Consider the following 25,177-nt stretch of genomic DNA (forward strand, 5'->3'; position numbering starts at 1 on the left):
AGAAGTCGTGCTGCTCGTTGTAATACAGCGGGGCCTCTTCCCTGATCCGGGCAAACACCGAATAGGGATCCATATTGAGCTCGACGCTGTACGGGTCGTAGTACAGGTCGGCTTCGGTCGACGTGGGCACGGCTGGTCTCCTGACCGTATCGAATGGGCTGTGCACCTGCTTAGCAGGCCAGAGGTGGCTCGGTCAAGGATCGGCCCGCCGGCACCCAGACCCGGCTCGAATTCGATACGGGCTGTTGCGGATTGAAAGGTGAGCTGATCCGGAAATGATGTCTATCGGAATTACACTCGGGCGCGCTAGTGTAAATCTCTGTCACAACGGCCGACGGGGGAGTGATGACCGCTGAGGAGATCGTGCGCGCCGAGATCGCCGCATGGGGGAGCAACGACGTCGACGAGGTCATGGTTCATTTCGCCGACGACGCCACCTTCGACATCGGGCCTGACTGGCCGAAACTCTCGGGGCGCGACGCGATTCACGAAATGATGAAGGTGTTCTTCGCCGGCGGGAAATGCGTGGACCTCGAGATCCGGTACCTCGCTGTTGACGGGAACGTGGTCCTGATGGAACGGCGCGATCACTGGATCGTGGACGGCAGGCAGATGAGCTGGCCGGTCATGGGTGCCTACGAGGTGCGAGACGAGAAGATCACGGCGTGGCGGGAGTACTTCTATCCGCCGAAGGAGTCTTGAGGTCGATCACGACCTTGCCGACAGCCTTCCCGGAGGCCACCTCGCGCAGTGCCGCGGGGGTTTCGCTCAGCGGATAGACCGCACCGATGTGTGGCCGAACGACTCCGGCGGCCAGCAGATCCCGCAGTTCCGCTTCGTTGCGAGTGAACTCGTCTGGGGCGATGTCCTGGAATTGAAAGCCGAGCACGTGAATTCCCTTGACCAGAACCAGGTTCAGCGGGATTCGGGGGATGACGCCGGAGGCGTAGCCGATCGTCACGAACCGGCCGCCGCGACGCAACGACCGTAGCGCCGGCTCGGACAGGTCGCCGCCGACCGGGTCGAGCACGGCGTGCGCGCCGTCAGGCAGGGCGTCCCGCAGTGCGGCGCGTAGGTCGCCGCGCGTGTGGTTCACGAGCGAGACTGCACCGTATTGAGCTGCAGTGGAGAGCTTTTCGTCAGATGAGGCGACTGCCGTGACCCGCGCCCCGAGGGCGGTTGCGAGTTGCACAGCCGCCAGACCCACGCCGCCGCCGGCGCCCAGCACGATCACGTCGTCGGCCGGTTGGATCCGGGCCACCGAGCGCAACGTGTGATACGCGGTGCGGTGAGCCACCCCGAAGGCCGCCGCGGTGCCGTCGTCCACATTGTCGGGAATTCGGGCCAACCCCGATGCCGGAATGCACACCTGCTCGGCGAACGCACCGAACAATCCGGTTCCGGTCACCCGGTCGCCGACGGCGAAACCGCTGGTGTCAGAGGCAACCTCGGTGACCACTCCGGCGAACTCACTCCCCGGGATGAACGGCACCGGTACGTGAATCTGGTACTTGTCGGCCACCAGCAGTACATCGGGGAAGTTCACCGCGGCCGCGCCGACCTGGACCCGCACCTGGCCGGACTCCAGCGCGGGAGCGGGGACCTCATCGAGGCGAACGACATCCGGAGGACCGTACCCGGGGCAGACGGCGGCCTTCACCGGTAGTCGGTGGATTCGGCGAGTTCGGCGGCAGACCGCATCAGCTCGGTGACCACCGGCCCGAACGCCAGCAGCTTCTCGTCGTCGCCCGCCCGCTGAAAACCCTGCTCCAGGACGATCGCCAGCTTCCACTTCGCCAGCACCAGGTAGTAGTCGAGGTCGTCCACCTGGCGTCCGGAGACCTTCGCGTAGTGCGCGACGACGTCGTCGCGCGAGGGCATCCCACGCATGTCGACGTAACCCATCTCGGACGGCTCCGGGTTGTCTGTATCGGCTGGCCAACTCTGCACCATCCAGGCCAGGTCCAGCTTCGGGTCGCCGACGGTGCCCATCTCCCAGTCCACGATCGCGGCCATCGTGGCCGGTGCGCCGTGGCGGTACATGACATTGGCGAACTGGTAGTCCCCGTGCATCAGGCCCGGGATGAAATCGAGCGGCTTGTGGGCGCGCAGCCAGTCCGTGGCCACCTCGAGCCCGGGCAACTCACGGTTCTTGATCCGGTCGAGGAATCCGATCCAGCGGTCGACCTGGCGTTCGTGAAAGCCGTCGGGCCTACCGAGATCGCTCAGCCCCTTGGCCTGCCAGTCCACTTTCGACAGCAGCGCAATACCCTCGGCCAGCTGATAACTCAGCCCGGGCCGGGTGCTGGGGTCGGAGTTGAACGGCTCAGGCCAGCGACCGTGGGTATCCATCGGCGACCAGCCGTCGACGAATCCCATCAGATAGAACGGCCGGCCCAATACGTCGGGATCGGCGCACACGCCGACTGCCGCCGTGTGCGGGACCTCCGTGCCGTCGAGTGCCTCGATGATGCGCCACTCCCGCAGGATGCCCTTGTCCCGGTCCGGCGGGGCGCCCTCCGGCGGCATGCGCAACACGCAGGTGTGCTCGCCACGGCGGATCTCGAAGATGACATTCTGGGTTCCGCCGGACAGGAAGCGGGCCTCCAGCGGCTCACCTTTGCCCGCCAGCCCGGCGTTGTCCATCCAATCGGCAAGGCGTGCAGTGTCGATCGTGCTCACAGATTGCCCACCTCAGCTTCCAGGTATTCGGCGAACTTGGCCTTCGCGGCGTCGCGCTTGCGCGGGATCCACTCGGTCGGCCAGGTGTCGGTGGTCGGCTGGTAGTCGCGCAGCACCTGCCGGGCGACGGTGGTCTTGTGTACCTCCGTCGGGCCGTCGGCCAGGCCCATCACCGCGGCGCCCGTGACCATGCCGAGGAAGGGCATCTCGTTGGTGACACCCAGCGCGCCGTGGATCTGCATCGCCCGCCAGGCGATGTCGTGCAGCACGGTGGGCATGGCGACCTTGACGGCGGCGATGTCCTTGCGGACCTTCTTGTAGTCGTTGTACTTGTCGATCTCCCACGCGGTGTAGAGCACCATCAACCGGAATTGCAGCAACTGGGCGTAGGAGTCGGCGATGTAACCCTGGACGAACTGTTTGTCGGACAGCCGGCTGCCCTGCGTCTCGCGGCTCAATGCACGTTCGCACATCATGTCGAGCGCCTTCTGAGCCAGACCGATCGTGCGCATCGCGTGGTGAATCCGGCCGCCGCCCAACCGCGTCTGGGCGATGACGAAGGCCTGACCCTCGCCGCCCAACAGCGCCTCGGCGGGAACCCGGACGTTGTCGTAGTGGATCAACGCGTGGCTGCCCTCGTTGTCCGGCTCGCCGTACAAACCCACGTTGCGGACGATCTTGACACCGGGGGTGTCGGTGGGCACCAGGAACATCGACATGCCCTGGTAGGCACTGACCTCGGGATTGGTCACCACCATGACGATCAGGAACGACGCGGTTGCGGCGTTGGAGGAGAAGAACTTCCACCCGTTTATCACCCAGTCGTCCCCGTCGCGCACCGCGCTGGTGGTGAACAGCGTCGGGTCCGCACCGGCGTGGGGTTCGGTCATCGAGTAGCAGGAGAACAGCTCACCCTCGAGCAGCGGATGCAAATACTTCTTTTTCTGCTCCTCGGTCCCGTAATGCGCGATGATCTCGGCGTTGCCCGTATCGGGGGCCTGACAGCCGAACACGATGGGTGCCCACTGCGAGCGGCCGAGGATCTCGTTGAGCAGCGCGAGCTTGAGCTGCCCGTGACCCTGCCCGCCCAGTTCTGGCCCGAGATGAGTGGCCCACAAACCTTTTTCGCGCACCTGTGCCTTGAGCGGGTCGATGGCCTCCCGACGGCTGCCCTCCAACGGGGTGAACTGTTTGTGCGGCCACGCCAGGTCGAGCGGTTCGACCTGCTCGGTCACGAATTCGTCGGCCCAGTCCAGTAATTCCTGATACTGCGGGTCGGTCTCGAAATCCCACGCCATCGGGGGTCCTCCGATCTAGTTGTTGAGGGTGTTGAAGCCGGTGATCATCGCGCCGATGTCGCACGCGACGCGGTCGGTGAACGAACGGTTGCCGAAACTGCCTCCGGCCCAGTGCCGGACGCCCTCACTGACCAGGATCTGCGCCAGCCGCGACAGGTGGTCCACGTCGACGTGAGCGGCGAGCTTGCCGTCGGCCTGGGCGCGTGTGAACAACTCGCCGAACATGTCGGCGTCCTCTGTATCGGGGTCGACGTCGCCGGCCAGGATCCGGTGCTCGTGCCGGTAACCCTCCAGGATCGTCTCGACGATCAGTTCGGGTGGGTTGCGCGCCATCGACCGTTCCAGGCTGCGGAGTGCCTCCGTGATGACGGCCATCATGTCGTAATCGCCGGTCAGGAGCGACTTCACGCGCTTCTGGGCCAGGCGGGTCGAGGTCAGGCCGACCTCGAACAGCACGTCTTCTTTGGCCGGGAAATAGAAGTAGAACAGCGCCCGGGACACCCCCGCGGCTCGGCAGATGTCAGCCACCGTGGTCTTGGCGTATCCGTTGGTGCGCCAGAGCGCCATCGCGGCCTGGACCAGGTCGCGTTTGGTCTGGTGTGAGCGAGCCCGTTGGAACGAGGCGCGACGTTGACTGCTGTCAGCAGTGTCAGTCGTGGCTTCCTTGGGCATATTCTGACTCTAACAACGGATTCTGCTATTGAAAATAGTTGACGTTTGTCTAACTATCTCAATATGAACCAACCGCTGCACGGCCGCCGGATTCTGGTCACCGGCGGTGCGTCCGGGATCGGGTGGGCCGCCGTGGATGTGCTGAGCGCCGCGGGCGCCGATGTCATGGCCACCTATCACCGGACGCCACCGCCGGACGGCGCGACGATTCGTTGGCTGCAGTGCGACTTGCGCGATGCGGCCGCCGTCGACGCCATGGTGACCTCGGCGGCGCAGGCGTGCGGTCCAGGCCTGGACGCGTTCTGCGGCCAAGGCCTGGGCGGCTGACCGGGTCACGGTCAATGCGCTCGCGCCGGCGGTCGACACCCCTGGGGCGGATCGTCTACGCGACTTCCTCGGGCCCGAGGTCGCAAAGCTCGTCGACGCGCAGATGAAGATGACGATCCCGTTGGGCGGCGCACTCGGGGACCCGGCCCGCGATCTGGGGCCGGTTCTGGTGTTCCTGGCCGGAGAGGGGGCGGCCTTCATCACCGGTCAGTTGATCGCTGTCGACGGTGGCCTGACGATGCTGGGTGGATAGCGCGAGAATCCTATTCTTGCTGTTTGTCGCTGATCGGTCGGGGTCCGGCGTTGACGCGCAACCGGGGCTATGGAAATCTACTATTCATAGATGAGAGGCGCATTCTCATACGCGTGGCTGGAACGGGAGTAACAGATGGCGATCGACCCGACGGGTATCGATTTTTTCCGCGATGAACGATTGGTCGACGACCCGTATCCGTTCTTCGAGGCGCTTCGGAACAAGTGCCCGGTCAGCCCTGAAGACCACTACAACGTGACCATGGTGACCGGCTGGGATGAAGCCGTGCAGGTCTACAACGACGAGGAGACCTTCTCGTCATGCCTGTCGGTCACCGGACCTTTCCCGGGTTTCCCGGTCCCGCTGGAAGGGCGCAGTGCCGAAGAGGTCACCGCGCTCATCGACAAGCATCGCAACGAACTGCCGTTCAGCGATCAGCTGCCGACGCTGGATCCGCCGACGCACACCGATCACCGCTCGCTGCTGATGCGGCTCATCACGCCCAAGCGCCTCAAGGAGAACGAGGACGCCATGTGGCAGTTGGCCGATGAAGTACTCGACAGCTACCTCGCGCCCGGCCAGGGCGAGTTCATCAAGGGTTTCGCGGGTCCGTTCACCCTGTTGGTGATCGCCGATCTCCTCGGTATCCCAGACGAGGATCGCGAAGCGTTCGTCAACGGCATCAAGCAGAATTCCGGCGGCGGCATCGGCAGCACCAGCAAGGAGTCGTTGTCCCACAGCCCGCTGGAGTTCCTCTACGGTCAGTTCTCTGACTACATCTCGGACCGTCGAGCCAACCCGCGCGACGACGTGCTCACCGGTCTCGCCGAGGCCACCTTCCCCGACGGCAGCATCCCCGACGTCGGCGATGTCGCGAGGGTGGCGACCAACGTCTTCTCGGCCGGGCAGGAGACCACGGTGCGCCTGCTCAGCACCGCGCTGAAGGTCCTCGCTGAACAACCGGAAATCCAGCAGCGGCTGCGCGCCGACCGCAGCCTGATCCCGAACTTCATCGAGGAAGCGCTGCGGATCGAGAGCCCGGTCAAGGGTGACTTCCGGTTGTCGCGCTGCCCGGTGACCATCGGCGAGACCGAGTTGACCGCCGGCACCACGGTGATGGTGCTCAACGGTGCGGCCAACCGCGACCCTCGCCGCTTCGAGGATCCCGACACCTTCGACCCGGCGCGCAAGAACGCTCGCCAGCACCTGGCCTTCGGCCGTGGCATCCACAGCTGCCCCGGCGCCCCGCTGGCACGCGCCGAGACCCGGGTCGGCCTTGAGCGTCTGTTGGACCGCACCACCGACATCCGCATCTCCGAGGCCAAGCACGGCTCGGACGGCGACCGGCGCTACAACTACATCCCGACCTTCATCCTGCGCGGGCTCACCGAGCTGCATCTGGAGTTCGACAGCTGATGAAGGTGAGGGTCGACGAGGACCGTTGTGCAGGCCACGGCATGTGCCTGACTCTGTGCCCCGAGGTCTTCGAGATGTCAGACGACGGTTGGGCAGTGGCCGACCCGGAGGAAGTTCCGTCCGGGTTGGAAGACGCCGCCCGCGAAGCGATACAGAACTGCCCGGAACGGGCGATCAGCGAAATCGACAACTAGAGAAAGAGATTCGCAATGGCATCTGCCAAGGGTTACGTCATCATCACCGAGGACATCAAAGACCCGGCCGGTATGGGTGAGTACGCCAAATTGGCGTCGAAGGCGATGGGTGGCGCGACCATCGTGGCCGTCGATCAGAAGCCCGAGGTGATCGAGGGCGCCTGGCACGGAACTCAGACCGTGGTGCTGGAGTTCGAATCCGTTGACGCCGCCCGCGAGTGGTACTACTCCGACGCCTACCAGGCGGCCGCCAAGGTCCGCCAAGGCGCCGCCGAGTGCAACGGCGTGATCCTCTCCGGCTTCCCCTCCTGATCGGGCGGCCGCAGTGCGTTACAGCATCACGTACCCGATGCACACTCATCCGTACCATCCGGATCTGGTGAGTGGCAGCGGAGTTGCCGCGATGGCCGCTGCGGCCGAGGCTGCGGGTTTCCACGGCTTCGGATTCACCGACCATCCCGCTCCGTCCCAGCGCTGGCTCGATGCCGGCGGCCACGACGCCTTGGACCCGTTCGTGGCCATGGCCTTCGCCGCGGCGCACACCACGACGCTGCGTCTGGTGCCGAACATCGTGGTGCTGCCGTATCGGAATCCCTTCGTGGTGGCGAAATCCGGTGCGAGTTTGGACCTGTTGTCCGGTGGCCGGTTCACGCTTGCCGTCGGAGTCGGTTATCTCAAGCGGGAATTCGCCGCGCTCGGCGTCTCCTTCGACGAGCGCGCTGCACTGTTCGACGAGGCCCTCGAGGTGATCCGCGGCATCTGGACCACTGATGATTACACCTTCGAGGGTAAGAACTTCAGCGCACGCGGTATCACCGCGCACCCCCGGCCGGCGGCGACGCCACATCCACCGATCTGGATCGGCGGCAACACTTCCGCGGCGCGGGCCCGGGTCGCCAAGCACGGTGACGGTTGGTGCCCGTTCGCCGCACCAGCGGGCCTGGCCAAGACCGCGGGAACGGCCGCGATGGACTCGTTGGACGCCCTGGCGGCCGGCATCGAGGATCTGCGGGCCCGGCTTACCGACGCCGGTCGCGATCCCGACGGAATCGACATCGTGTTCAACAACTTCGAAGGCGGTAACCCCGGCAGCGACGATTTCGACGCCGACGCCTACCTGGCCGGTGTGGACAAGCTGGCCGCACTCGGGGTCACCTGGTTGCACGTCACTCTGCCCGGCGACAGCCTGGCCCATGCGCTGGAGGCCACCGAGCAGTTCGGCAAGTCGGTGATCGCCGCCTAGCGACATTGACTCTGCGGTGAGGGCTCAGCGCACTCGCACTTTCGCGCCCTCAGCGCAGAGTCGACAGTCTCAAGCAGACGTCAAGGCCGCGATCGGCGTCGTCGTGGTGGCGTGCACCAACAACTCGGCCAGTTCACGTGGTCGGCTCAGGAACGGCGAGTGCGACGCGTCGATCGTGAGTTGCTCGACACCGAGACGTTCGGTCACGGTGTCGGCGAGCCATTGCGGCATCGAGCGGTCCTGGGTGCAGCGGATGAAACTGCGGGGGAGGTCGGCGGCCCAGAACTGTGGCACCGACACCGGCGTGACCGTCGTATCGCCGAACCGCTCCGGCCCGAGACGATCGAAAGCCCAGCGGGCCGTTGCCTCGTCGCAGTCGTGGTAGAAGTAGCGCCACGCTCCATCGAAGTCGGCGAAGTGCATCGCACCTTCGTCGTCGAAATGCAGATAGCCCAGCATCTCGCCGACGTCACCGTCGAACTCGCCGCCCAACTCGTCATCGGCCGAACGCATGGCCATGGCCTCGGGATACGTGCGGCCCTCCCTGGGCAGCGCCGCGGCCAGGTACACGATGTGGCTCACCAGTTCCGGTGCGGCGTCCGCGGCGAGGGTGGCGTCGAACCCACCGCCAGAGTGTCCGACGAGCACATCTCCGGCCTGCATCACGTCGAGGATCGCGGCGCGCCGATTGGCCAGCGTGGACTCTTCGGCCACCCGGGCGCCGTGCCCGGGCAGATCCACCGCGACGCCGTCATGACCCAGATTCTGCAACTCGGCGATGGTGCGCTCCCAGCACCAGGCGGCGTGAAAGCCGCCGTGTACGAAGACGAACCGCACGCCTACTCGTCCACGATCGAGATGGCCTGGCGGGGGCACTGCCGAACCGCTTCGCGGATCTGTGCCTCGTTCTCCGGCGTCACGTCCTCCTGAAGGATGTGCAGGTAATCCTGATCGTCGAGATCGAACACCTCGGGGATGATCCCCATGCAGACCGCGTTGCTCTCGCAGATCTCGAAATCGACGTGAACCTTTTTCGCCATCACCTCAGCACCCTTACCGGCACGTGCGAATAACCCGCCACGTTCTGCATTTGAACCCGTTGCAGCTCATCCCATTTCACCTCATAGCGGGGCATGAAATCGAGCAGCTTCTCCAGCGCGACCGCACTCTCCATGCGGGCCAGCGCCGCACCGAGACAGCTGTGGATGCCGTAGCCCAACCCCAGGTTCTGGGCCTCGGTGCGGTCGCGCTCGATGTCGAAGGTGTCGGCATCGGTGAACGCATCGGGATCGCGGTTGGCCGCCGCGCTGATCAGGAAGACTGCCTTGCCCGCCGGAATGGTGCCGCTGGGCACGTGGGCTTCTTTGAGGGTGTAGCGGACGTTGTACTGCACCGGGCCCTCGTAGCGCAGCAACTCCTCGACAGCGGCCCCGACCTTCTCGCGGTCGTCGAGCAGTTTCTGCCACTGCTCGGGGTTACGGGCGAAGAGCACCATCGCGGTGCCGACGAGCTTGGTGACGGTTTCCGCACCCGCACCGCCCAGAAGGGTGGCGAAGCCGGTGATCTCGATGTCGTCGAGACGACGCATCTGGCCGTCTTCGCCGGGGATCTCCGCGGCGATGAGCCGGCTGATCATGTCGTCCTGCGGGTTTTCCCGGCGCTTCTGCACCAGCCCGTAGTAGTAGATGCCGGTGTCGATGTTGGCCTGCATGCCGGCCTCGGAGTAGCCGATCTGCCCTGGCTCACGCGACAGGCTGGTGTCGATCCAGTGCCGGACCTGCTGGCGGTATTCCGGGTCGACGCCGGCCATCCGGGTGATGACCTCGACCGGGAACGGACCCGAGAAATCCTGGACCACGTCGAATTCGTCGGAGTCGATCAGGCTGAGGTGATGGTCGATCTGTTCGACGACAGTCTCGCGCTGAGACTGGATCATGCGCGGGGTGAACGCCTTGTTGAGCAGGCTGCGCATGTGCCGGTGATCGGGTGGGTCCATGAAGATGATCGACTTCTGCGGCGGTTCGTCGCTCTGCACCATGGCCAGATCGCAGCCACGCGACGAGGAGAACGCCTCGTGGTCCTTCAATGCTGCCGACACGTCCTCATGCCTTGTCAGGGCATAGAAGTCAGAGTCCTCGTTGTAGTACAGCGGTGCGTCCTCGCGCATCCGGCGGTACATGTCGAACGGGTTGTTGAAGAACTCCTCGGAGAACGGATCGAAGATCACCTGGGCCTTGGTCATTTGGCTGGCTCCTCCTTCGCGGCGGGCTGGGCCGGAAGTTTCGTGACACGTTACGGGAAACTGTTGAACTGTAACGCTAACAGTAACTCTGTTGAGAGTGTTTGAAAAGCACAAAATAGGTGCTGATCAGGTCGTGATGTCCGTGTGGGTTACCTGATGGCGGCGTCGAGGAGTCCCTCAAGCCGGCCGAGGTCGCTGTCCAGTTCAGAGGCTGTCCTGCGCACCACGGCGACGTCTTTGCCGATGAATTCGCCGACCCGCTCGATGAAGGCGTCGGCCGAGCCGGTGGCGGCGATACCACCGAGGGCGCGGCTTGCCGCACTGCCGTGCGTGAGGGCGGTCAGCAGTGTCGCCTCGTCGATGCCAAGCCGATCGCCCAGGCGCACTCCCTCGGCCACGGCGCCGATCTGCGCGGCGAACAGCGCGTTGTTCACCAGCTTCACCCGCTGCCCGGCACCGACCGGGCCGACGTGCAGTACCGGATCGGCATAGGCCGTCAGCACCTCGCGGGCGCGGGCTATCGCGTCGGCGTCACCACCCGCGAACACCGTGACGGTGCCGGCCGCGATGTCATGCGGTCCGCCGCTGACCGGAGCGTCGACGACGGCGATGCCCCGCGCGGCCCCGCGCTCGGCGAGGGCCTCGGCGGTGCGAGGGCTGCCGGTGGTGTGCAGCACGAGCACCGACCCGTCCGGCATCTCGTCGATCAGGCTTGGGCAGAGGTCCCGGACCTGATCATCGGTGAACACACAGACGATCGTCACGTCGGCGCCCGTGACCGCCGCGAGTGGTGAGCTCACCGGGTCGGCGCCGAGTTCGGCCACCGCAGCGCGCTTTTCGTCGTCGCGGCCCAGGACCCGTACCTGGTGTCCGGCACCCGCCAGGCGGCGCACCATCGGTGCGCCCATCCGGCCTGCTCCGATGAAACCGACGCGCATCAGCGGGGATGGTTCATGATGGCCAGGGCGTTGTCGGCGGCATCAAACACTGCCCCCTGGGGAGCTGAGGCATCGTCGGCCAGGCTGGCGGCATGCCTGCAGTCCTTCTGCAGCAGCGCGCCGGCGATCGGTGCCAGGTTGTCCAGCGTCCCGCCGAACATCGCGATGCTGTTGAGCGCCTTGCTGGTGGCCGAACCGCGCGAGATCACCTCGCACAGTGCCTGACGCGGAACTCCCAGTGCCTCACCGAGTTCCAGCGCGCTCATGGCCGCGCCCAGGTTGGCGCTGAACAGCAGGTTGTTGAGGATCTTGGCGACCTGGCCGGCGCCGACGCCGCCCAGGTGCACGATCGGGTCGGCGTAGGTGGCGAACACTGGACGCACGCGCTCGACGACCTCCTCGTCGCCGCCGACCATCACCAGCAGAGTGCCGGCAGAGGCAGCGGGCTCGCCACCGCTCACCGGGGCGTCGATGACGGTGATTCCCTGGGCGGCAGCCTTTTCCGCAAGATCGCGGCAGGTGTCGGGGTGCACGGTCGAGTGAATGGCGATGACGCCGCCCGGGGCCAGTCCGGCCAGCACGCCCGTCTCGCCGTCGAGCACCTGACGGACGTCGTCGTCGCCCACCACGCACAAGCAGACCAGATCGCTGGCGGCAGCCAGTTCGGCGGGAGAGCCCGCGGTCTTGGCGCCGGTGTCGGCGAAGGGTTCCAGCGAGGCCGGGCGCCGGGCCCAGAGGGTGGTCTCGAACCCGCCTTCCACGATCCGCCGCGCCATCGGCGCCCCCTGGCTGCCCAGCCCGATAAATCCGACTCGCATCAACCTGCCTCCACTTCCAGTTCGGTATTCACAGTGCCTTTCGCCGGCTCGGGGCCACGGTTGGCCACGCACTCATCGGCGAACGACAGCACCTTGCGGTGATAGGTATCGGCGGTCAGTCCCACGCTGAGATTGTGTCCGCTATCGGCCAGTTCGCCGGTCTCTACCCGCGGCGAGACGGTGAACATCGCAGCGATCCCGGCCAGTGCCTCGGCATCGGACTCCCAGACGTTCTCGTACTCGCCGGCGAGGAACTGCACGGGAACGGTGGTCTGCCCGGCCAGTGCCGGAAACTCCTGCCGTGACCAGGTTTTGACGACATCGCCCTCGTAGGCGGTGCCGCCCGCCGACAGTCCGGCGCCGATCACATCCGGCGGATAGAGCCGGGCCGGTTCCCACAGCAGCTCGCGCAGACCACGCGGCCGGTTCACCGGTGAGGCGTCCTTGAGCAACTCCTGAGCGGCGGGGTGATACCGACGGCCGGTGCCGGCCAGGGATACACCGAGCACTTCGGGCCGCTGGACGGCCAGGTGCAGGGCCAGCTCACAGCCCATCGAATGGCCGAGGACGAACAGGTCAGCCGTACCGGTGATCCGCTGGATTGCCCCGAACGCCAACGCGACCCGCTGTTCGGGTCGTGCCATGGCGTCCGGGTAGGCCGCCGATGCACCGTAGCCGGGGCGGTCCAGCGCGATCACGGTGTACCCCTGGCCGACTGCGGTCCGCAACAGGGACAGCCCCGGGTGGCCGGGGCAGTCGAAGTAGGCCGACGTGGTGGCGCCACCGTGCAATGCGACGACGACGGCGCGCGGGTCGGGGGACTCGGCGACCAGGGCTGACATCGGGACTCCGTCGACCATCACCACTCTGGGGTGCGGATCGGCCTTGCTCGCCGTCGACGTCACGGCTAGTCGTCCCTGCGCATGAGCAGCACACCGCTGGGGGTCAGGCCGCCGCTGCTGGCCACGGCGACGCGCACATCCTTGACCTGACGTTCGCCGGCCTCACCGCGCAACTGCGTGACGGCCTCGTGGATCAGCCCCATGCCGTGGGTACGGCCGTGCGAGAGCTGACCGCCGTGGGTGTTGAGCGGGATGATGCCGTCGCGGGCGATGTTTTGACCGCCGTCGAGGAAGTCCTTGGCCTCGCCGATGCCGCAGAAGCCCAGCCCCTCCAGCCAGGACAGGCAGTTGAAGCTGAACCCGTCGTAGAGCTCGGCCACGTCGACATCGCTGGGCCGCAACGAGGTTCGCGACCACATATGTGCACTCTGACCCAGCACCTGAGGCTCGTGGGTGAGCGTGGTCTGGTCCCAGTCGAGTCGTTCGATGATCTGGGTGCCGACGGCCTCGAACAGGATCGGCGGCTTGGCCAGATCACGCGCGGCGTCCACAGCCGAGACGATGACGGCCACCGCACCGTCACACGGCACGTCACAGTCGTAGAGGCCGAACGGCGTCGTGATCATGCGGGCCGACAGGTAGTCGTCCATGGTCAGCGGATCGCGGTAGATGGCGGTCGGGTTCAGCGCGGCATTGGCGCGCTGATTGAGCGCGATCCAGCCGAGTGTCTCGCGCGTGGTGCCGTACCGGTCGAAGTGACGGCCGGCGTTCTGCGCCAACGTGTGTGCCGCCGAGGTGGACCCGAACGGATGCTGCCAGTTGTCGCTGCGGCCACCCATCGGAGGGGACATCTTGCCCTCCTTGACCAGCTGGCCGAAGGTCGCCTCCCACAGTGTGCGGAAGCACAGCACATGGCGTGCCATGCCGGTGGCCACGGCCATCATGGCCGCGATCACCGAGCCACCCGGACCGAAGGTGTCCATGCCGCCGTTGATCCAGGTCGGCCGGAGCCCGAGTGCGCCCTCCAGGGCGCTCACGCCGCCTTCGCCCATACCGGCGATGGCCAGACCCGGGTAGGTGGAAAGCCCGTCGATGTCGTCGAACGTCAAACCCGCATCGGCGACCGCTTTTTCGGCGGCGTCGATCGTGAGCGCCAGGGGCGGCACCATCTGTCGACGACCGATCTTGGACATCCCGATGCCGGTGATGGCCGAGTGATCCTCGAATTTCTCCTTGGTCAGCATCGGCCGGACGTACTTGGCGACGTCCTGGGGCGCGACGGGTTCGGCGACCGGCGGGGTGGAGGTGGTGTCGGACGACGGCTTGAACACCGGCAGCCAGACATCCTCGATCTGCTGGAATTCGACCTCGACGGGCATCCCGAGCTTGAGGTCCTCGGAATCGCAGTCGACGATGTTGGTCGTCAGTCGGACGCGGGGATCCTCGGCGATGGCCACCTCGGCCACCACGTACGGCGGCGGCAGATCCGGGAACCCGAAACGGTGGTTGACCGTGAACCCGGCGAGCGATCCGCGCCCGGACACGTCACGCACGCCCATATTGCGGCTACGGCAGTACCGGCAGACCGGCTGTGGCGGGTGGATGAGGGCGCTGCAGTCCTGGCACTCCTGGATTCGCAGCACCCCGTCGGCGCCCGCGGTCCAGAAGTACTCGTTGAGCGTGGTGACCGTCGGGAGCGGACGTCCCGGTATCTGTGACAACTCGACTCCGGTGGTAAGCGGATTATTCTGTGTGGAGAATCACGTTACCAGTTTCCGGGATCGGTGATCCAGCCTCTACGTATCCGAGCCGGGTCAACCCGCCTCGCGCTCCGTCCGCGTTTCCTTCAATTCGATGATCGCGTGCACGGGGCAGTCCAGCAGGGCACGTCGGACCGCGTCCTCGTCGGCTTCGGGGATGTTGCCGTCGCCTTGAAGTGAGGCGTAGCCCCAGTCGTCGAGCGGGAAGTACTCCGGTGCGTGCTTGGCGCACAATCCGAAGCCATCGCACAGCGTGCGATCGAGCTTGACCTTCATACCGCCACCACCGCCTCCAGGGACTCCACTTCGTACGGCCGTGCAGCGGTGAAAGCGCCGGAACGGCAGGTCTGACAGCCATTTTCGAGGTGGCGCTGCACCAGATCGGGGAACTGGGCCAGCAGGCTGGCTGCCACATTGGCCGCGCCGTCGAGCGTCGCGCAGGCGCCGCGGCCCCGCAGCACCACCGACCACCGCTTGAGCCGATCGAGATCATCCTGGGTGGCGTTGCCGTCGCGAAGTCCGACGGCAACCGCAGCCATCGCGGCCGTCCCGTTGAAGCACGACCCGCACTGGCCGGCGTTCTCGCGGTCGAAGTAGGCCAGCACCGACGCGGCGACCGCCACCGGACACTCGTCGGTGAGGATGCCGATCGCGCCGCAGCCCAACCCGCTGTTCAACGCCCGCACTGACTCGTGATCCAGTGTGGCTCCCACGATGTCGCGGTTGACCAGCCCGGCGAAGTACCCACCCATCAAGGCTCCGCGGACGTTGTCGGGGGATACCCCGTGCAGCGTCAGCAGATCCGCGAACGCGATACCGTGCGGCAGTTCGTACAGTGCGGGTGCTCGTCCGGCACCGGTGATCGTGGCCAGGAAGGTTCCCGGTGAAGCCTCGGTGCCCAACTCCCGGAACGCCCTCGCGCCGTGCTGGTGGAGGTAGGCCAGGTGTGCCAGCGTCTCGACATTGCTGATCAGTGTCGGCTTCCCGTCCACCCCTTCCTCGAACGGGCGTGGGGGTTTGTCGGTCGGCTTGGCCGGTCCGCCGTTGACCACGTGCACCGCCGCGGTCTCCTCGCCAGCGACGTAACCCGCCGTGACGGTGAGTAATTCGATTCTCACACCGTCCCGTTCACGCGGGCTTTCATCGAGCGCCAGCTCAACACTGTCGGCCCCCGCCGAATCCGATACGTACACCACAGCGCGCTCGGCGCCGACAATCCCGGCAGCGAGCCGGAGACCGTCCAGCACGACATGTGGGCGGTTGCGCAGCAACCAGCGATCTTTGATCGAGGCCGGCTCGCCCTCTTCGCCGTTGGCGATCACGACCGTGCCTGACGCGTCCCGCCCGTTGGCGCGCACCGTCTGCAGTTTCACCGCCAACGGAAAGGCCGCGCCGCCCCGGCCCAGCAGCCCGCTGGCCTGCACCTCGGCCAGTAGGTGATCTGGATCGGCAAGGGCGCCATAGCCTCCGGACTGCTGGTACTCCACTAAGCTCTCCGGCCGGTCGCGGAGCAGACGCGGGGTGATTCCCGGCCATACCGCGACGCTGAGTTCGGCTGTCATGGTCACATCCCGTCCCCGGTTAGGCTCACCGGCATGAGAACTGCGGTGGTGCGCGTCGGAGTCGACCCGGCTGGTGAGCTCGGCGCGGAACAGCTGTCCGACGGCATGGCAACGCTTCGTGAGTTGCTGGGAGACCGGGGCGCCGAGGTGCTGGACAACCAGCTCGCCGAACTGCCCGCCCATCGCCGCGAGGTCGAGGTGCTGATCGCCGGCAACGACGCACCAGAGTTACAGGCCATCGCGATGGAACTGTGCGCCAAGGCCTTTGGCACCAGTCCCGCGGCCGGGGTGGTCACATTCGTCAGTCGCGGCACCGATGAGGATGTCCGGGGTGTGCTTGCCGGGTTCGGCTTGTCGGGCGACATCGCCAGATCGGTCGATGGTGAAGGCTGGGATGTCGTGACGGTGACCCTGGACAAAGCCGATCTGGCCCGTATCCCGGAAAGCCGCGTCCACACCGCTCTCGAGGCTTCGTTGAACTGCGAGGTGCACATCCGGACGGTGTGACGGTACGGCGGCACCGACGTCACGAGGACCTCAGGAAGTCGATGATCTGCGGCGCAGCCTGCACCCAGGTATCGAACAGGCAGAACGCCTTACCGCCGCTTTGGGCGAACCTCTCTCCCGCACGTTCCCAGGCGTCCTCGGGCCAGGGGGGATCGATCAGCTCGGAACCCTTGATCAGACAACTCACTTCAAGCGAGGTGCGCTTGGGATGATCCCAGTCGTTCTCGCCACCACGAATGATCAGGGTGGGCACGGTGATGTTGTCGAACATCTCGTCGGGAACACCTGGAATGGTCTGTCCGGGTTTCGACACGAACGCGTTGAGCCAGCGCAGCATGACCTTGAGGAACTCGTCGGCGTCGAGGTCGAGCAGGCGTTGTTTGTTGGCCGGGTTTTCGGCGATCCGCTCGCGCCATTCCGGCACGTTCAGCAGCCCCTCGATCCCGAGCCCGCGCACTGCCAAGATGCTCGGAGTCACGTAGTGGCCGCCGAGTACGAACGCCCCGTACACCCCGCCGACGATGTTCCACACCACCAGCTTTCGCACGATCTCGGGATAAAGCATGGTGGTCAGCATCGAGTCCCGCGCACCACCGGAGCCACCGAGGATGAAGCACGGCCCGATGTCCAGGCCGGTGATCAGGTGGTACAGCGTCTCGGCCCGCATGTGCGATTCGCTCTGCCCGTAGAACTGCACGTCCGACCTGCCGCAGTTCGGCCGGTCCCACAGCAGTACCCGGTAGCCGCCCTCGACGAGGGCCTCGGCCAACGGCCGCAGGCCCGGAATGTCCTTGCTGAACCGGCCGCCGGGAGTCAGCGCGATGAAATCGCCCTTGTCGCCGAGAATTTCGTAGACGACGTTGCCGCCGTTGACCTCCATGGTCTTCTCGCCCGGCTTGAGTGGACGAGTCACCGCCAGATCCGTTGATTCGCTCGCAAGCTCGCTCATGCCATCACCAACACATCATCTCCAACCACACGGACCGGGTAGGTACGGATACTCCATTCCGGCTTCACCGCGGTGGTGCCGGTTGCCAACTCGAAACCCCATTGGTGCCAGGGGCAGTAGATGTACTCCTTGTCGCGCACCATCACCGCGTCGCCGGGCACCTTCTCGTCGACCACAGTGCGGCCCCGGGCGCGCCCCGAGCACAGCGGACCACCCTCGTGGGGGCAGTAGTTGGCGATGGCATAGAACGTGCCGTTGACGTTGTACACGCCGACGCCGTGACGGCCGATCGGTACGAGTTTGTGCGTGCCCGGCGGGATTTCGTCGACGGTGGCGACGACATGCTCGCGTCCCTGCGCGAGTCGGGGGCGCTTCTCGGGCTGCTGCACAGATTCCCCGGTCGCTTCGCTCCTGCCCTCCGGAATCATCAGAACACCCGGGCCTGTCCCTCGAGGACCGGAACGGTCTCGGGCAACTTGTAGGTCTGGATGCCGTTGCGGAACATGATGGGCTCGCGGGCGTGCTCGGGCAGATGCTTGACCAGCCAGCGCGGGTCGTCGAACGTCCAGTGCGGGTAATCGCTGGAATACAGCAGGATCTTCTCGCACTCCATCCACTCGAATGCCCGGGACAGTTCGGTCTTGTCCTCGGGGTAATCCAGCGGCTGGGTGGTGAACTTGATGTGGTCCTTGACGTATTCACTGGGCTTGCGCTTGATGTCCATCCAACCCTTGCGGGCTGCGTAGATGGCATCCATCCGCCACATCAGCGGCAGGATCCAGGTGAATGCATGCTCGACGAACACGATGCGCAGCGTCGGGAACCGGTCAAAAACCCCGTCGAAGATCAGGCTCATCACCTGGTTGGCCGCCAACAGCGAGTAGCTGACCATGAAGTCGTGGTTGTAGCTGGGCAGCCCCACCGGCGGTGTCGGCAGCGTCTCGTACTCGCCGCGGGACAGGTGGCAGCTCACCGTGATGTCGTGCTTGGTCGCTGCGGCCCAGATCGGGTCGTACTTCGGGTCACCCCACGACGGGCGGGGCTCAGCCTTCATCAGAACCTGGGCCATATAGGGGTGTTCGGCCCACTGCTCGATCTCGGCCACCGCCGTCTGCGGCTCCTCGATGGCGACACAGATGGACCCCCGCCAGCGCTCGTGCCAGTTGTTGTGACCATCCAGCCAGTGATTGGCCAGCCATAGGTTGACCGCGGTGCAGTAGGCCGCGGTGGCCTCGCCCAGTCGGTGCTCGGAGTGTGTTGGTTCGAGGATGGCGATGTCGGAGCCGGCCTCCATGATGAGCTGACGCAGCGCCATATCCGGATCGCTGCAGGCGAATTCACCGTCGGGAGGGAAAGCGTCCACTCGCATGGCATAGGCGTGTGCGTAATCCGGCGCGTCGTAGTAGATCTGCTCGCCGACCTTGTGGCTCAGGAAATACTTACTGCGCCATGGCTCGGGGATGTACTCGATCAGCTCACCGCGGCGCGGCATGGGGTGTACGTCGGAGTCGACGCACCGGACTGCAATCCGCTCGGCTGCAGGCACCCGGGGGTTGGTTGTGACGGTCATCTGTGCTGTGCCTCCCTCGAATACCTACTGCGCCGCAACTGCGGACGCCGAACCGGATGCAACCGCATCCTCTAGCCCGTAAAGCTCTGCGGCGTTGCGCCACAACAACTTGTCGCGTTGTTCGGGGCTGAACGCACTCGGGATCTCCGGTTCGTTGAGCTGCCAGTGTGGATAGCTGGAGCCGTACATCACCATGTCTTCCTTACCGGTGAAGCTCAACCACTCGCCGGCGAACTCGGTGTCGCCGGGCCCGTCGAGGGCGCCCTGAACGAAGTAGACGTGGCCGGGCAGATAGTCGCTGGGCATCTTGGGCGCCCACGGGGTCTGCTCGAGGTGGGGACGGCCGAAGCAGTCCATCCGCCACATGAACGGGGTCAACAGATCTGCGGCGCCGTCGGCCCAGACGAACTTCAGTGTCGGCGTCCGCTCGAACACGCCCTCGGCGATCATGTTCATCAGGTGATAGATGTAGTTGAGCGCCATGAAACCCAGGTACTGCTCATAGGTCCTGGTCTTGCCCGACGGGGTGGGCGCGAACTGGATACCCGCCCCGCCCTCGATGTGCACCGCCACCGGCAGACCGGCGGCGGCGGCCGCGTCCCACAACGGCCAGAACTGCGGCTTGCCATACAGTTCGCGCGACTGCATCGGGATGCCGATCTGCACCACGCGCGGGTGGTCCTTGTACTTGTCGATCTCGCGCAAGGCGCCGACGATGTCGTCCGGGTTGACCCGGATGGTGCCGCGGAACCGCTCACCGTGCTCGGGGTGCTCAAGCCAGCGGGTCACCATCATCGCGTTGTGCGCGGCCGCCAGAGCGGTTCCGAGGTGACGGTCGGGCATGATGCCGCGGGTCATCGGGTGCAGAACCGCGATGTCGACGCCGCGGTCGATGAACAGATGCTGCGCGGCGATGTCGGGATCGGAGCCCGGGTACTGGCGATCGGGCCCCTTGGTGCCCTTGGCGTACTCGCCACCGGGTGCGCCGTACCAGTTCATCTCGTAATCGGGGAAGCCGCGACTGGCGAACGGCTCTTTCAGGAAGTTCTGCCGCAGGTCTTTGTTCGAACCGAAGAAGACATGCACGCTCGCGTCGATAACCGGCGTTCGCGCACTGCCAGGTTGTGCAGGGTTGTTGATCGCCAAGACTGTCCTCCGATGTTCCGTCCGGAAACGAGCTGTGCACACCGCGATGGGCGACGTGCTTTTCACGCCGGACCGTATCGCCAGTCTAGATCCATATTCTTCTATTGCAAGAACATAGTTCTCGGATGACGGCAGGGCTTACGTGCAGGTAGCTGCGGTGCTGGTCGGTCGCCTAGCGGTGAGTTTCCGAGAACGGCCACTTGCCAGAGGAGAATGTCACAACATAGAAAGAGAATGATATTCTCGTCCGGACGTGACAGTGCAGCAGGAGGCGACGGGTGCTACTCGAATTCGATGCCGATCAGCGGCTATGGCAGGAAACCGTGCGCGATGCGGTGACCAAACAGTGCCCGGCCACGCTGGTCCGTGAGGTGGCCGAGCAGGGTGTCGATCCGACACCGCTGTGGCAGAGCTACATCGACCAGGGCTGGACCGAGCTCACCGACTCGGAGAACGCCGTCGAGTTGGCGATCGTGCTCGAAGAACTCGGTCGGGCCACCGATCTGACTCCCTACCTGGCGACCATGACGCAATACGCACCTCTGGCGGGGGATCGCTTCGACGCGGCTCGGGCCGGCACTGCGGTCTACCGCGGTGTGGCGGCCAACCGGGATGCCACCGGCTGGGTGCTGACGGGAACCGCCCATCACGTCCTCGACGGCGACCGCGCCCAGAACCTCGCCGTGGTGACCGACGGTGGTGTGTTCCTGGTCGACGCGGCTCAGGTTTCCGCCAAGCGCAGCGCGGTGTTCGATCCGGTGTTGCACGTGGCCGAGGTGTCATTCGACAACGTTCTTGTCGATGACACGGACCGCCTGCACGTCGACACCGAGAAGGCACACCATCTGGCTCTGACCGGGATGGCCATCACGATGGTCGGCGCCTGTCAGCGGGCGCTCGACCTCGTGCTCGACTATGTGAAGCAGCGGCAGCAGTTCGGGGTGGCGATCGGGTCTTTCCAGGCCGTGCAGCACAAGGCTGTCGACATGCACGTGGCGATTGAGCGGGCCCGCGCGCTGGCGTATTTCGCCGCACTGACCATCGCCGCCGATGACCCGCGCCGTCGACTGGCGGCGAGGATGGCCAAGGCGGCCGCCGGGGAGTGCCAGACCGTGGTGTTCCGCCACGGTGTGCAGTTGTTCGGTGGGATGGGTTTCACATGGGAGAACGACGTGCAGTTTGCGCTCAAGCGGGCCAAGGCCGGCGAGCTGATGCTGGGCGGCGCTGCCGAGCACCGAGGCGTGATCGCCGCTGAGTACCGCACGACCTACAGGGGACTGTAAATGCAGCTGACATACGATTCCGACGTCGAGGAGTTCCGCGCCGAGTTCTCCGCGTTCCTCGATGCGAACCTGCCGTCGGAGGCCGACACCTTGGAGCGGCCTCGTTCGGTCTCGCACATGCCGCAATGGGCCCGCGATTGGCAGCGGCTGCTCTTCGACAACGGTTATTTGCTTCCGGCCCAGCCGCCTGAGTTCGGTGGACGCAACGCTTCGGTGGTGCAGACCTTCGTCCACCTCGACGAGCTGTGCCGTCGCCGGATCTACCACAGCTTCAACCCGCAGGGCGTCAACATCATTGCGGCATCACTGCTGACATTTGGCTCCGACGAGCAGAAGCACCGCTGGGCGGTACCGGTGCTGCGCGGTGAGAAGACTGCCTCGCTGGGGATGAGCGAGCCGAGTGCGGGTTCTGACCTCGCGTCGTTGCGCACCCGGGCTGTCCTCGATGGTGACCATTTCGTCGTCAACGGACAGAAGGTCTGGACCTCGGGCGCGCACGACGCCGATTTCTTGCTGACGTTCGTGCGTACCGACCCGGATGCGCCGAAGCACAAGGGAATCAGCGTGCTGATCATCCCGACGGACACCCCCGGGGTGGTGTGCCGGCCGTTCGCCGACATGACGGGCGAGGAGAACCTCGACTTCAACGAGGTCTTCTTCACCGACGCCCGGGTGCCGGCCGAGAACTTGGTCGGTCCGCTCAACGGCGGCTGGGGAGTGGCCAACGGATCGCTCGGTCACGAGCGCACCATGATGTGGCTCGGTTTCGCCGACCGGATCGACAACATGCTGGCCGACTTCCAGCCCAAGACCGAGCTGGAGCGCGACCAGTACGCCACTACGGTCATGGACTATCAGGCCTTGCGCGCCATGGGATCTGCGGCGCTGGCCAAGGCCTCACGTGGCGAAGCGGACACCGCCTCTGTGTCGGTGCTCAAGCTCTTCGGTTCCGAGGCCGAGCGCAACGCGTTCGAGAACGCGCTGACCGCGGCCGGCCCCGACGGGTTGATCCACCCCACCACGTCGGGCCCGTACGAGCACATGAATCTCGACCACTACTTCGCGAGCTGGTTCGAGCGCTATGCAAGGAGTTTCGGCGGCACCATCGCCGGTGGGACTTCGGAGATTCAGCGCAACATCATCGCCACCCAGGTGCTGGGGTTGCCCCGCCGCTGAGGCGCATGGCGCAAATTCGCGTCGTCATACCTGCGCTGTCACGCTGGAGTGGCTTTCGAGCCCGGGAGTCACTCCAGCGTGACAAATGCGAGGTGATCGATTCGCACCAGTGACGCGGAACAAAACTTAGGTTACAGTCGGCGTGATGTTCACGCTGCGCTTCGATATGCGTGCTCCACATACTCCGGCGACCGAGCTCTACGGCGCCGCGATCGACATGTGCGCCTGGGCCGAAACCCGCGGCGCGGTGATGGCGGTGCTGTCAGAGCATCACGGCACCGCCGACGGGCATCTGGCGGCGCCGCATATCCTCGCCTCGGCGATCGCTGCCCGCACCAGCAGTCTGGCGATTCTGCTTGCCGCCTTACCGATTCCGTTCTGGGATCCGGTGCGCCTCGCCGAGGAGATTTGTGCGCTGGACATCATCAGCCGGGGTCGGGTCTCTTGTGCGTTTGGGATCGGACACCGTACCGAGGAATACGAGCATTTCGGCGTGGACATGAGCATTCGCGGCAAGCTGGCCGACGAGAAGCTGGCGCTGCTGCTACGACTGCTGGCGGGGGAGACCGTCGATCACGACGGCCGATGCATCACGGTGACGCCCATGTGCGCAAGTCCGTCCGGACCGTACCTTCTGATCGCGGGCGGTAGCCGGGCCGCAGCGCGACGCGCGGCACGGCACGGCCTCGGGTTCATCTCGCAGACGGCCACCCCCGGGCTCAAGGAGTTCTACGAGGCCGAATGTCGAGCCAACGGCCACGAACCCGGCGTGATCCAGTTCCCGGTACCGAATACGCCCACCGCGATATTCGTGGCCGACGACCCGGACCGGGCGTGGGATGAGTTGGGTCCCTACCTTCTTCATGATGCACGCACCGCGGCGTCCTACCGACACGGTGACGATACGGTCGCCAGCATCTCCCGAGCCGACGATGTGGCGGCGCTGCGGCAAGCCGACGGGCCGTATCGAATCCTGACCATCGACGAGGCCGCTGGCTACCTCCGGGACGGCAGGTCACTGCCGCTGCTGCCGCTGTGCGGCGGGCTGCCGCCGGATGTCGCCTGGCCGTACCTCGAGCGGGCAGCCGCGGCCGCCCAATCCACATGACCCGACTACGAAGGAGTCGAGAATGCCGACACCCTTGCGGACCGTCGTCTGGGCAACCGGCGGTGTCGGGTCGATCGCGATCGACGCAGTCGCCCAGCGCCCGGATCTCGAACTGGTCGGCGTCTGGGTGCACTCGGCGGCGAAGGTCGGCCGGGACGCGGGTGAGCTGGCCGGACGGGCGCCGCTCGGGGTCACCGCCACCGGCGATGCCGATGCGCTGATCGCGTTGTCTCCCGACTGCGTGGTGTACGCGGCGAGCGGCCCGGACCGCGACGCCGGCGCGGTGCCGGACTATCTGCGACTGCTGAACGCCGGAATCAACGTAGTGTCAACGACTTCGACGGCACTGGTGTACCCGCCGGCGTACTACTCCGCAGAATGGCGAGATCAGCTGGAAGCCGCGGCCAAGGCCGGGAACTCGTCGTTCTATGCGTCGGGCGTATTTCCCGGGTTCGCCTCGGACGAACTGGCACTCATGCTGGCAACCCAGTCGAAGAAGATCGACCGGGTCACGGTGGCCGAGGTGTCCCTCAACGACCACTATCCGGTGGCCGACGTGATGATGGACGGAATGGGTTTCGGGCGTCCACTGGATTTCGAACCGATGCTGAAGACCCCCGGCTTCATCGAGATGGCCTGGAAGGCGCCGATCTATCTGATGGCCGATGCGTTCGGGGCGGAGGTGTCCGAGATTCGCGGCTCGCTGGATCGCCAGATCACCGAGCGTGACATCGAGGTCGCTTTCGGCACTATCCCGGCGGGAACCTGTGGTGCAGTATGCACACGCGCTGTCGGCATGGTGAACGGCCGGGAGGCCATCGTGATCGAGCACATCATCCGGATGTCGCGCGACGTTGCACCCGATTGGCCGGCATCAGAATTCGACGCCACCTACCGGGTGGACATCGAGGGAGATCCCGACATCCACTGCGTGATGAACCTGGGGAAGGCCGAGGGACACGGTGCCGGGCAGGCGGCAATGGCGGCCACCGCGATGCGGGTGGTCAATGCGATTCCCTACGTCGTCGACGCACCCGCAGGATTGTTGAGCTCACTCGACATACCGAATACGTTGCCGCGACACGCCTTCGACTAGGGCGTGTCTGACAAACATTTTGGATGTGGCGGTCCAGACTTGGGGTGTGTCGCGTTTTCAGTTGCTTTCCGATGCTCAGTGGGATCTGATCGCTG

At 65.5% G+C, this 25,177-nt stretch carries 27 protein-coding genes and 2 pseudogenes; 11 read left to right on the plus strand and 18 right to left on the minus strand.

The window, feature by feature from the left end; genetic code table 11:
• Window positions 1–130 (minus strand): annotated as a pseudogene (locus AC4ELS_RS17105) (cytochrome P450); the annotation flags it as partial.
• Window positions 131–345: 215 nt separating this feature from the next.
• Between AC4ELS_RS17105 and AC4ELS_RS17110 the strand changes: the two are divergent.
• Window positions 346–702, plus strand: coding sequence for a limonene-1,2-epoxide hydrolase family protein (locus tag AC4ELS_RS17110; protein ID WP_064884112.1), 357 nt, complete (start codon window positions 346–348; stop codon window positions 700–702).
• On the opposite strand, the gene AC4ELS_RS17115 is transcribed toward AC4ELS_RS17110, so the two are convergent.
• From AC4ELS_RS17115 to AC4ELS_RS17130, 4 genes are read right to left on the minus strand one after another with little or no spacing between them, the layout of a single operon-like run.
• On the minus strand, window positions 659–1,660 hold the full coding sequence (locus tag AC4ELS_RS17115) for an NADPH:quinone oxidoreductase family protein (protein WP_499048296.1): 1,002 nt from the start codon (window positions 1,658–1,660) through the stop codon (window positions 659–661). The genes AC4ELS_RS17110 and AC4ELS_RS17115 overlap by 44 nt on opposite strands.
• A complete protein-coding gene (locus tag AC4ELS_RS17120) occupies window positions 1,657–2,646 on the minus strand; it encodes a phosphotransferase family protein (protein WP_463794396.1) in 990 nt (329 codons plus the stop codon). The genes AC4ELS_RS17115 and AC4ELS_RS17120 overlap by 4 nt, the downstream gene beginning before the upstream one ends.
• Before the next feature lie 32 nt (window positions 2,647–2,678).
• Window positions 2,679–3,980, minus strand: coding sequence for an acyl-CoA dehydrogenase family protein (locus tag AC4ELS_RS17125; protein ID WP_463794306.1), 1,302 nt, complete (start codon window positions 3,978–3,980; stop codon window positions 2,679–2,681).
• Between the two features lie 15 nt (window positions 3,981–3,995).
• On the minus strand, window positions 3,996–4,652 hold the full coding sequence (locus tag AC4ELS_RS17130; protein WP_499048300.1) for a TetR/AcrR family transcriptional regulator: 657 nt from the start codon (window positions 4,650–4,652) through the stop codon (window positions 3,996–3,998).
• 63 nt (window positions 4,653–4,715) lie between these two features.
• On the opposite strand from AC4ELS_RS17130, the pseudogene AC4ELS_RS17135 reads away from it, so the two are divergent.
• The 5 genes and pseudogenes from AC4ELS_RS17135 to AC4ELS_RS17155 all read left to right on the plus strand — a co-directional run bounded on the left by AC4ELS_RS17135 (window position 4,716) and on the right by AC4ELS_RS17155 (window position 8,085).
• Window positions 4,716–5,232: pseudogene (locus tag AC4ELS_RS17135) on the plus strand (SDR family NAD(P)-dependent oxidoreductase).
• 135 nt (window positions 5,233–5,367) lie between these two features.
• On the plus strand, window positions 5,368–6,648 hold the full coding sequence (locus tag AC4ELS_RS17140) for a cytochrome P450 (RefSeq protein WP_498883391.1): 1,281 nt from the start codon (window positions 5,368–5,370) through the stop codon (window positions 6,646–6,648).
• Window positions 6,648–6,842 (plus strand): ferredoxin, encoded by a 195-nt coding sequence (locus AC4ELS_RS17145; RefSeq protein WP_064884102.1) that lies wholly within the window; start codon window positions 6,648–6,650, stop codon window positions 6,840–6,842. The genes AC4ELS_RS17140 and AC4ELS_RS17145 overlap by 1 nt, the downstream gene beginning before the upstream one ends.
• A 15-nt stretch (window positions 6,843–6,857) precedes the next feature.
• Window positions 6,858–7,154, plus strand: a complete 297-nt coding sequence (locus AC4ELS_RS17150) for a DUF1330 domain-containing protein (protein ID WP_003880116.1) — start codon at window positions 6,858–6,860, stop codon at window positions 7,152–7,154.
• 13 nt (window positions 7,155–7,167) lie between these two features.
• The gene (locus AC4ELS_RS17155; protein ID WP_499048303.1) at window positions 7,168–8,085 is read left to right on the plus strand and encodes an LLM class F420-dependent oxidoreductase; all 918 of its coding nucleotides are present in this window, start codon (window positions 7,168–7,170) and stop codon (window positions 8,083–8,085) included.
• A 69-nt stretch (window positions 8,086–8,154) separates the two neighbouring features.
• Here the strand turns inward: AC4ELS_RS17155 and AC4ELS_RS17160 are convergent, their stop codons facing one another.
• The 9 genes from AC4ELS_RS17160 to AC4ELS_RS17200 all read right to left on the minus strand — a co-directional run bounded on the left by AC4ELS_RS17160 (window position 8,155) and on the right by AC4ELS_RS17200 (window position 16,247).
• Complete coding sequence (locus AC4ELS_RS17160) at window positions 8,155–8,922, minus strand: alpha/beta fold hydrolase (RefSeq protein WP_064960145.1); 768 nt, start codon at window positions 8,920–8,922, stop codon at window positions 8,155–8,157.
• A gap of 2 nt (window positions 8,923–8,924) precedes the next feature.
• Complete coding sequence (locus AC4ELS_RS17165) at window positions 8,925–9,125, minus strand: ferredoxin (protein ID WP_055115942.1); 201 nt, start codon at window positions 9,123–9,125, stop codon at window positions 8,925–8,927.
• The gene (locus AC4ELS_RS17170) at window positions 9,125–10,327 is read right to left on the minus strand and encodes a cytochrome P450 (protein ID WP_463794299.1); all 1,203 of its coding nucleotides are present in this window, start codon (window positions 10,325–10,327) and stop codon (window positions 9,125–9,127) included. Before AC4ELS_RS17170 ends, AC4ELS_RS17165 begins: the two co-directional genes overlap by 1 nt.
• Window positions 10,328–10,476: 149 nt before the next feature.
• Complete coding sequence (locus AC4ELS_RS17175; RefSeq protein ID WP_064884094.1) at window positions 10,477–11,265, minus strand: NAD(P)-dependent oxidoreductase; 789 nt, start codon at window positions 11,263–11,265, stop codon at window positions 10,477–10,479.
• Window positions 11,265–12,083: an NAD(P)-dependent oxidoreductase gene (locus AC4ELS_RS17180; protein ID WP_499048306.1), complete on the minus strand. Its 819-nt coding sequence runs from the start codon at window positions 12,081–12,083 to the stop codon at window positions 11,265–11,267. Before AC4ELS_RS17180 ends, AC4ELS_RS17175 begins: the two co-directional genes overlap by 1 nt.
• The gene (locus AC4ELS_RS17185; RefSeq protein WP_499048333.1) at window positions 12,083–12,943 is read right to left on the minus strand and encodes an alpha/beta fold hydrolase; all 861 of its coding nucleotides are present in this window, start codon (window positions 12,941–12,943) and stop codon (window positions 12,083–12,085) included. Before AC4ELS_RS17185 ends, AC4ELS_RS17180 begins: the two co-directional genes overlap by 1 nt.
• A gap of 47 nt (window positions 12,944–12,990) precedes the next feature.
• Complete coding sequence (locus AC4ELS_RS17190; RefSeq protein ID WP_499048309.1) at window positions 12,991–14,646, minus strand: thiolase C-terminal domain-containing protein; 1,656 nt, start codon at window positions 14,644–14,646, stop codon at window positions 12,991–12,993.
• A 93-nt stretch (window positions 14,647–14,739) separates the two neighbouring features.
• Entirely contained in the window at window positions 14,740–14,961 is a 222-nt protein-coding gene (locus AC4ELS_RS17195; RefSeq protein ID WP_064884089.1) for a ferredoxin, read from the minus strand.
• Window positions 14,958–16,247: an NADH-ubiquinone oxidoreductase-F iron-sulfur binding region domain-containing protein gene (locus AC4ELS_RS17200; protein ID WP_499048312.1), complete on the minus strand. Its 1,290-nt coding sequence runs from the start codon at window positions 16,245–16,247 to the stop codon at window positions 14,958–14,960. The genes AC4ELS_RS17195 and AC4ELS_RS17200 overlap by 4 nt, the downstream gene beginning before the upstream one ends.
• Before the next feature lie 33 nt (window positions 16,248–16,280).
• Between AC4ELS_RS17200 and AC4ELS_RS17205 the strand changes: the two genes are divergently transcribed.
• Window positions 16,281–16,754, plus strand: coding sequence for a hypothetical protein (locus tag AC4ELS_RS17205; RefSeq protein ID WP_064884087.1), 474 nt, complete (start codon window positions 16,281–16,283; stop codon window positions 16,752–16,754).
• A gap of 19 nt (window positions 16,755–16,773) precedes the next feature.
• On the opposite strand, the gene AC4ELS_RS17210 is transcribed toward AC4ELS_RS17205, so the two are convergent.
• From AC4ELS_RS17210 to AC4ELS_RS17225, 4 genes are read right to left on the minus strand one after another with little or no spacing between them, the layout of a single operon-like run.
• Window positions 16,774–17,703 carry an alpha/beta fold hydrolase gene (locus AC4ELS_RS17210; RefSeq protein WP_499048316.1) on the minus strand — a complete coding sequence of 310 codons (930 nt, stop codon included), beginning with the start codon at window positions 17,701–17,703 and terminating at the stop codon, window positions 16,774–16,776.
• Complete coding sequence (locus AC4ELS_RS17215) at window positions 17,700–18,092, minus strand: Rieske (2Fe-2S) protein (protein WP_110777436.1); 393 nt, start codon at window positions 18,090–18,092, stop codon at window positions 17,700–17,702. The genes AC4ELS_RS17210 and AC4ELS_RS17215 overlap by 4 nt, the downstream gene beginning before the upstream one ends.
• A gap of 38 nt (window positions 18,093–18,130) precedes the next feature.
• A complete protein-coding gene (locus AC4ELS_RS17220; protein WP_499048320.1) occupies window positions 18,131–19,273 on the minus strand; it encodes an amidohydrolase family protein in 1,143 nt (380 codons plus the stop codon).
• Window positions 19,274–19,297: 24 nt separating this feature from the next.
• Window positions 19,298–20,359, minus strand: coding sequence for an amidohydrolase family protein (locus tag AC4ELS_RS17225; RefSeq protein WP_110777671.1), 1,062 nt, complete (start codon window positions 20,357–20,359; stop codon window positions 19,298–19,300).
• 338 nt (window positions 20,360–20,697) lie between these two features.
• On the opposite strand from AC4ELS_RS17225, the gene AC4ELS_RS17230 reads away from it, so the two are divergent.
• The 4 genes from AC4ELS_RS17230 (at window position 20,698) to AC4ELS_RS17245 (ending at window position 25,082) form a co-directional block, all read left to right on the plus strand.
• The gene (locus AC4ELS_RS17230) at window positions 20,698–21,702 is read left to right on the plus strand and encodes an acyl-CoA dehydrogenase family protein (protein ID WP_499048323.1); all 1,005 of its coding nucleotides are present in this window, start codon (window positions 20,698–20,700) and stop codon (window positions 21,700–21,702) included.
• Complete coding sequence (locus tag AC4ELS_RS17235; protein ID WP_064886217.1) at window positions 21,703–22,878, plus strand: acyl-CoA dehydrogenase family protein; 1,176 nt, start codon at window positions 21,703–21,705, stop codon at window positions 22,876–22,878.
• A gap of 145 nt (window positions 22,879–23,023) precedes the next feature.
• Complete coding sequence (locus AC4ELS_RS17240) at window positions 23,024–23,986, plus strand: LLM class flavin-dependent oxidoreductase (protein ID WP_499048326.1); 963 nt, start codon at window positions 23,024–23,026, stop codon at window positions 23,984–23,986.
• A 22-nt stretch (window positions 23,987–24,008) separates the two neighbouring features.
• Window positions 24,009–25,082, plus strand: coding sequence for an NAD(P)H-dependent amine dehydrogenase family protein (locus tag AC4ELS_RS17245; protein ID WP_499048329.1), 1,074 nt, complete (start codon window positions 24,009–24,011; stop codon window positions 25,080–25,082).
• The last annotated feature ends 95 nt before the right edge of the window (window positions 25,083–25,177 follow it).

The organism is Mycobacterium shunyiense (assembly GCF_058270035.1).

Excerpts from the sequence above, each read along its gene's own strand:
- AC4ELS_RS17110 (WP_064884112.1), top strand. The coding sequence starts at position 346 with ATGACCGCTGAGGAGATCGTGCGCGCCGAGATCGCCGCATGGGGGAGC.
- AC4ELS_RS17120 (WP_463794396.1), bottom strand. The coding sequence starts at position 2,646 with ATGGACAACGCCGGGCTGGCGGGCAAAGGTGAGCCGCTGGAGGCCCGC.
- AC4ELS_RS17125 (WP_463794306.1), bottom strand. The coding sequence starts at position 3,980 with ATGGCGTGGGATTTCGAGACCGACCCGCAGTATCAGGAATTACTGGAC.
- AC4ELS_RS17130 (WP_499048300.1), bottom strand. The coding sequence starts at position 4,652 with ATGCCCAAGGAAGCCACGACTGACACTGCTGACAGCAGTCAACGTCGC.
- AC4ELS_RS17140 (WP_498883391.1), top strand. The coding sequence starts at position 5,368 with ATGGCGATCGACCCGACGGGTATCGATTTTTTCCGCGATGAACGATTG.
- AC4ELS_RS17145 (WP_064884102.1), top strand. The coding sequence starts at position 6,648 with ATGAAGGTGAGGGTCGACGAGGACCGTTGTGCAGGCCACGGCATGTGC.
- AC4ELS_RS17150 (WP_003880116.1), top strand. The coding sequence starts at position 6,858 with ATGGCATCTGCCAAGGGTTACGTCATCATCACCGAGGACATCAAAGAC.
- AC4ELS_RS17165 (WP_055115942.1), bottom strand. The coding sequence starts at position 9,125 with ATGGCGAAAAAGGTTCACGTCGATTTCGAGATCTGCGAGAGCAACGCG.
- AC4ELS_RS17170 (WP_463794299.1), bottom strand. The coding sequence starts at position 10,327 with ATGACCAAGGCCCAGGTGATCTTCGATCCGTTCTCCGAGGAGTTCTTC.
- AC4ELS_RS17175 (WP_064884094.1), bottom strand. The coding sequence starts at position 11,265 with ATGCGCGTCGGTTTCATCGGAGCAGGCCGGATGGGCGCACCGATGGTG.
- AC4ELS_RS17180 (WP_499048306.1), bottom strand. The coding sequence starts at position 12,083 with ATGCGAGTCGGATTTATCGGGCTGGGCAGCCAGGGGGCGCCGATGGCG.
- AC4ELS_RS17185 (WP_499048333.1), bottom strand. The coding sequence starts at position 12,943 with ATGGTCGACGGAGTCCCGATGTCAGCCCTGGTCGCCGAGTCCCCCGAC.
- AC4ELS_RS17195 (WP_064884089.1), bottom strand. The coding sequence starts at position 14,961 with ATGAAGGTCAAGCTCGATCGCACGCTGTGCGATGGCTTCGGATTGTGC.
- AC4ELS_RS17200 (WP_499048312.1), bottom strand. The coding sequence starts at position 16,247 with ATGACAGCCGAACTCAGCGTCGCGGTATGGCCGGGAATCACCCCGCGT.
- AC4ELS_RS17205 (WP_064884087.1), top strand. The coding sequence starts at position 16,281 with ATGAGAACTGCGGTGGTGCGCGTCGGAGTCGACCCGGCTGGTGAGCTC.
- AC4ELS_RS17210 (WP_499048316.1), bottom strand. The coding sequence starts at position 17,703 with ATGAGCGAGCTTGCGAGCGAATCAACGGATCTGGCGGTGACTCGTCCA.
- AC4ELS_RS17220 (WP_499048320.1), bottom strand. The coding sequence starts at position 19,273 with ATGACCGTCACAACCAACCCCCGGGTGCCTGCAGCCGAGCGGATTGCA.
- AC4ELS_RS17235 (WP_064886217.1), top strand. The coding sequence starts at position 21,703 with ATGCAGCTGACATACGATTCCGACGTCGAGGAGTTCCGCGCCGAGTTC.
- AC4ELS_RS17240 (WP_499048326.1), top strand. The coding sequence starts at position 23,024 with ATGTTCACGCTGCGCTTCGATATGCGTGCTCCACATACTCCGGCGACC.
- AC4ELS_RS17245 (WP_499048329.1), top strand. The coding sequence starts at position 24,009 with ATGCCGACACCCTTGCGGACCGTCGTCTGGGCAACCGGCGGTGTCGGG.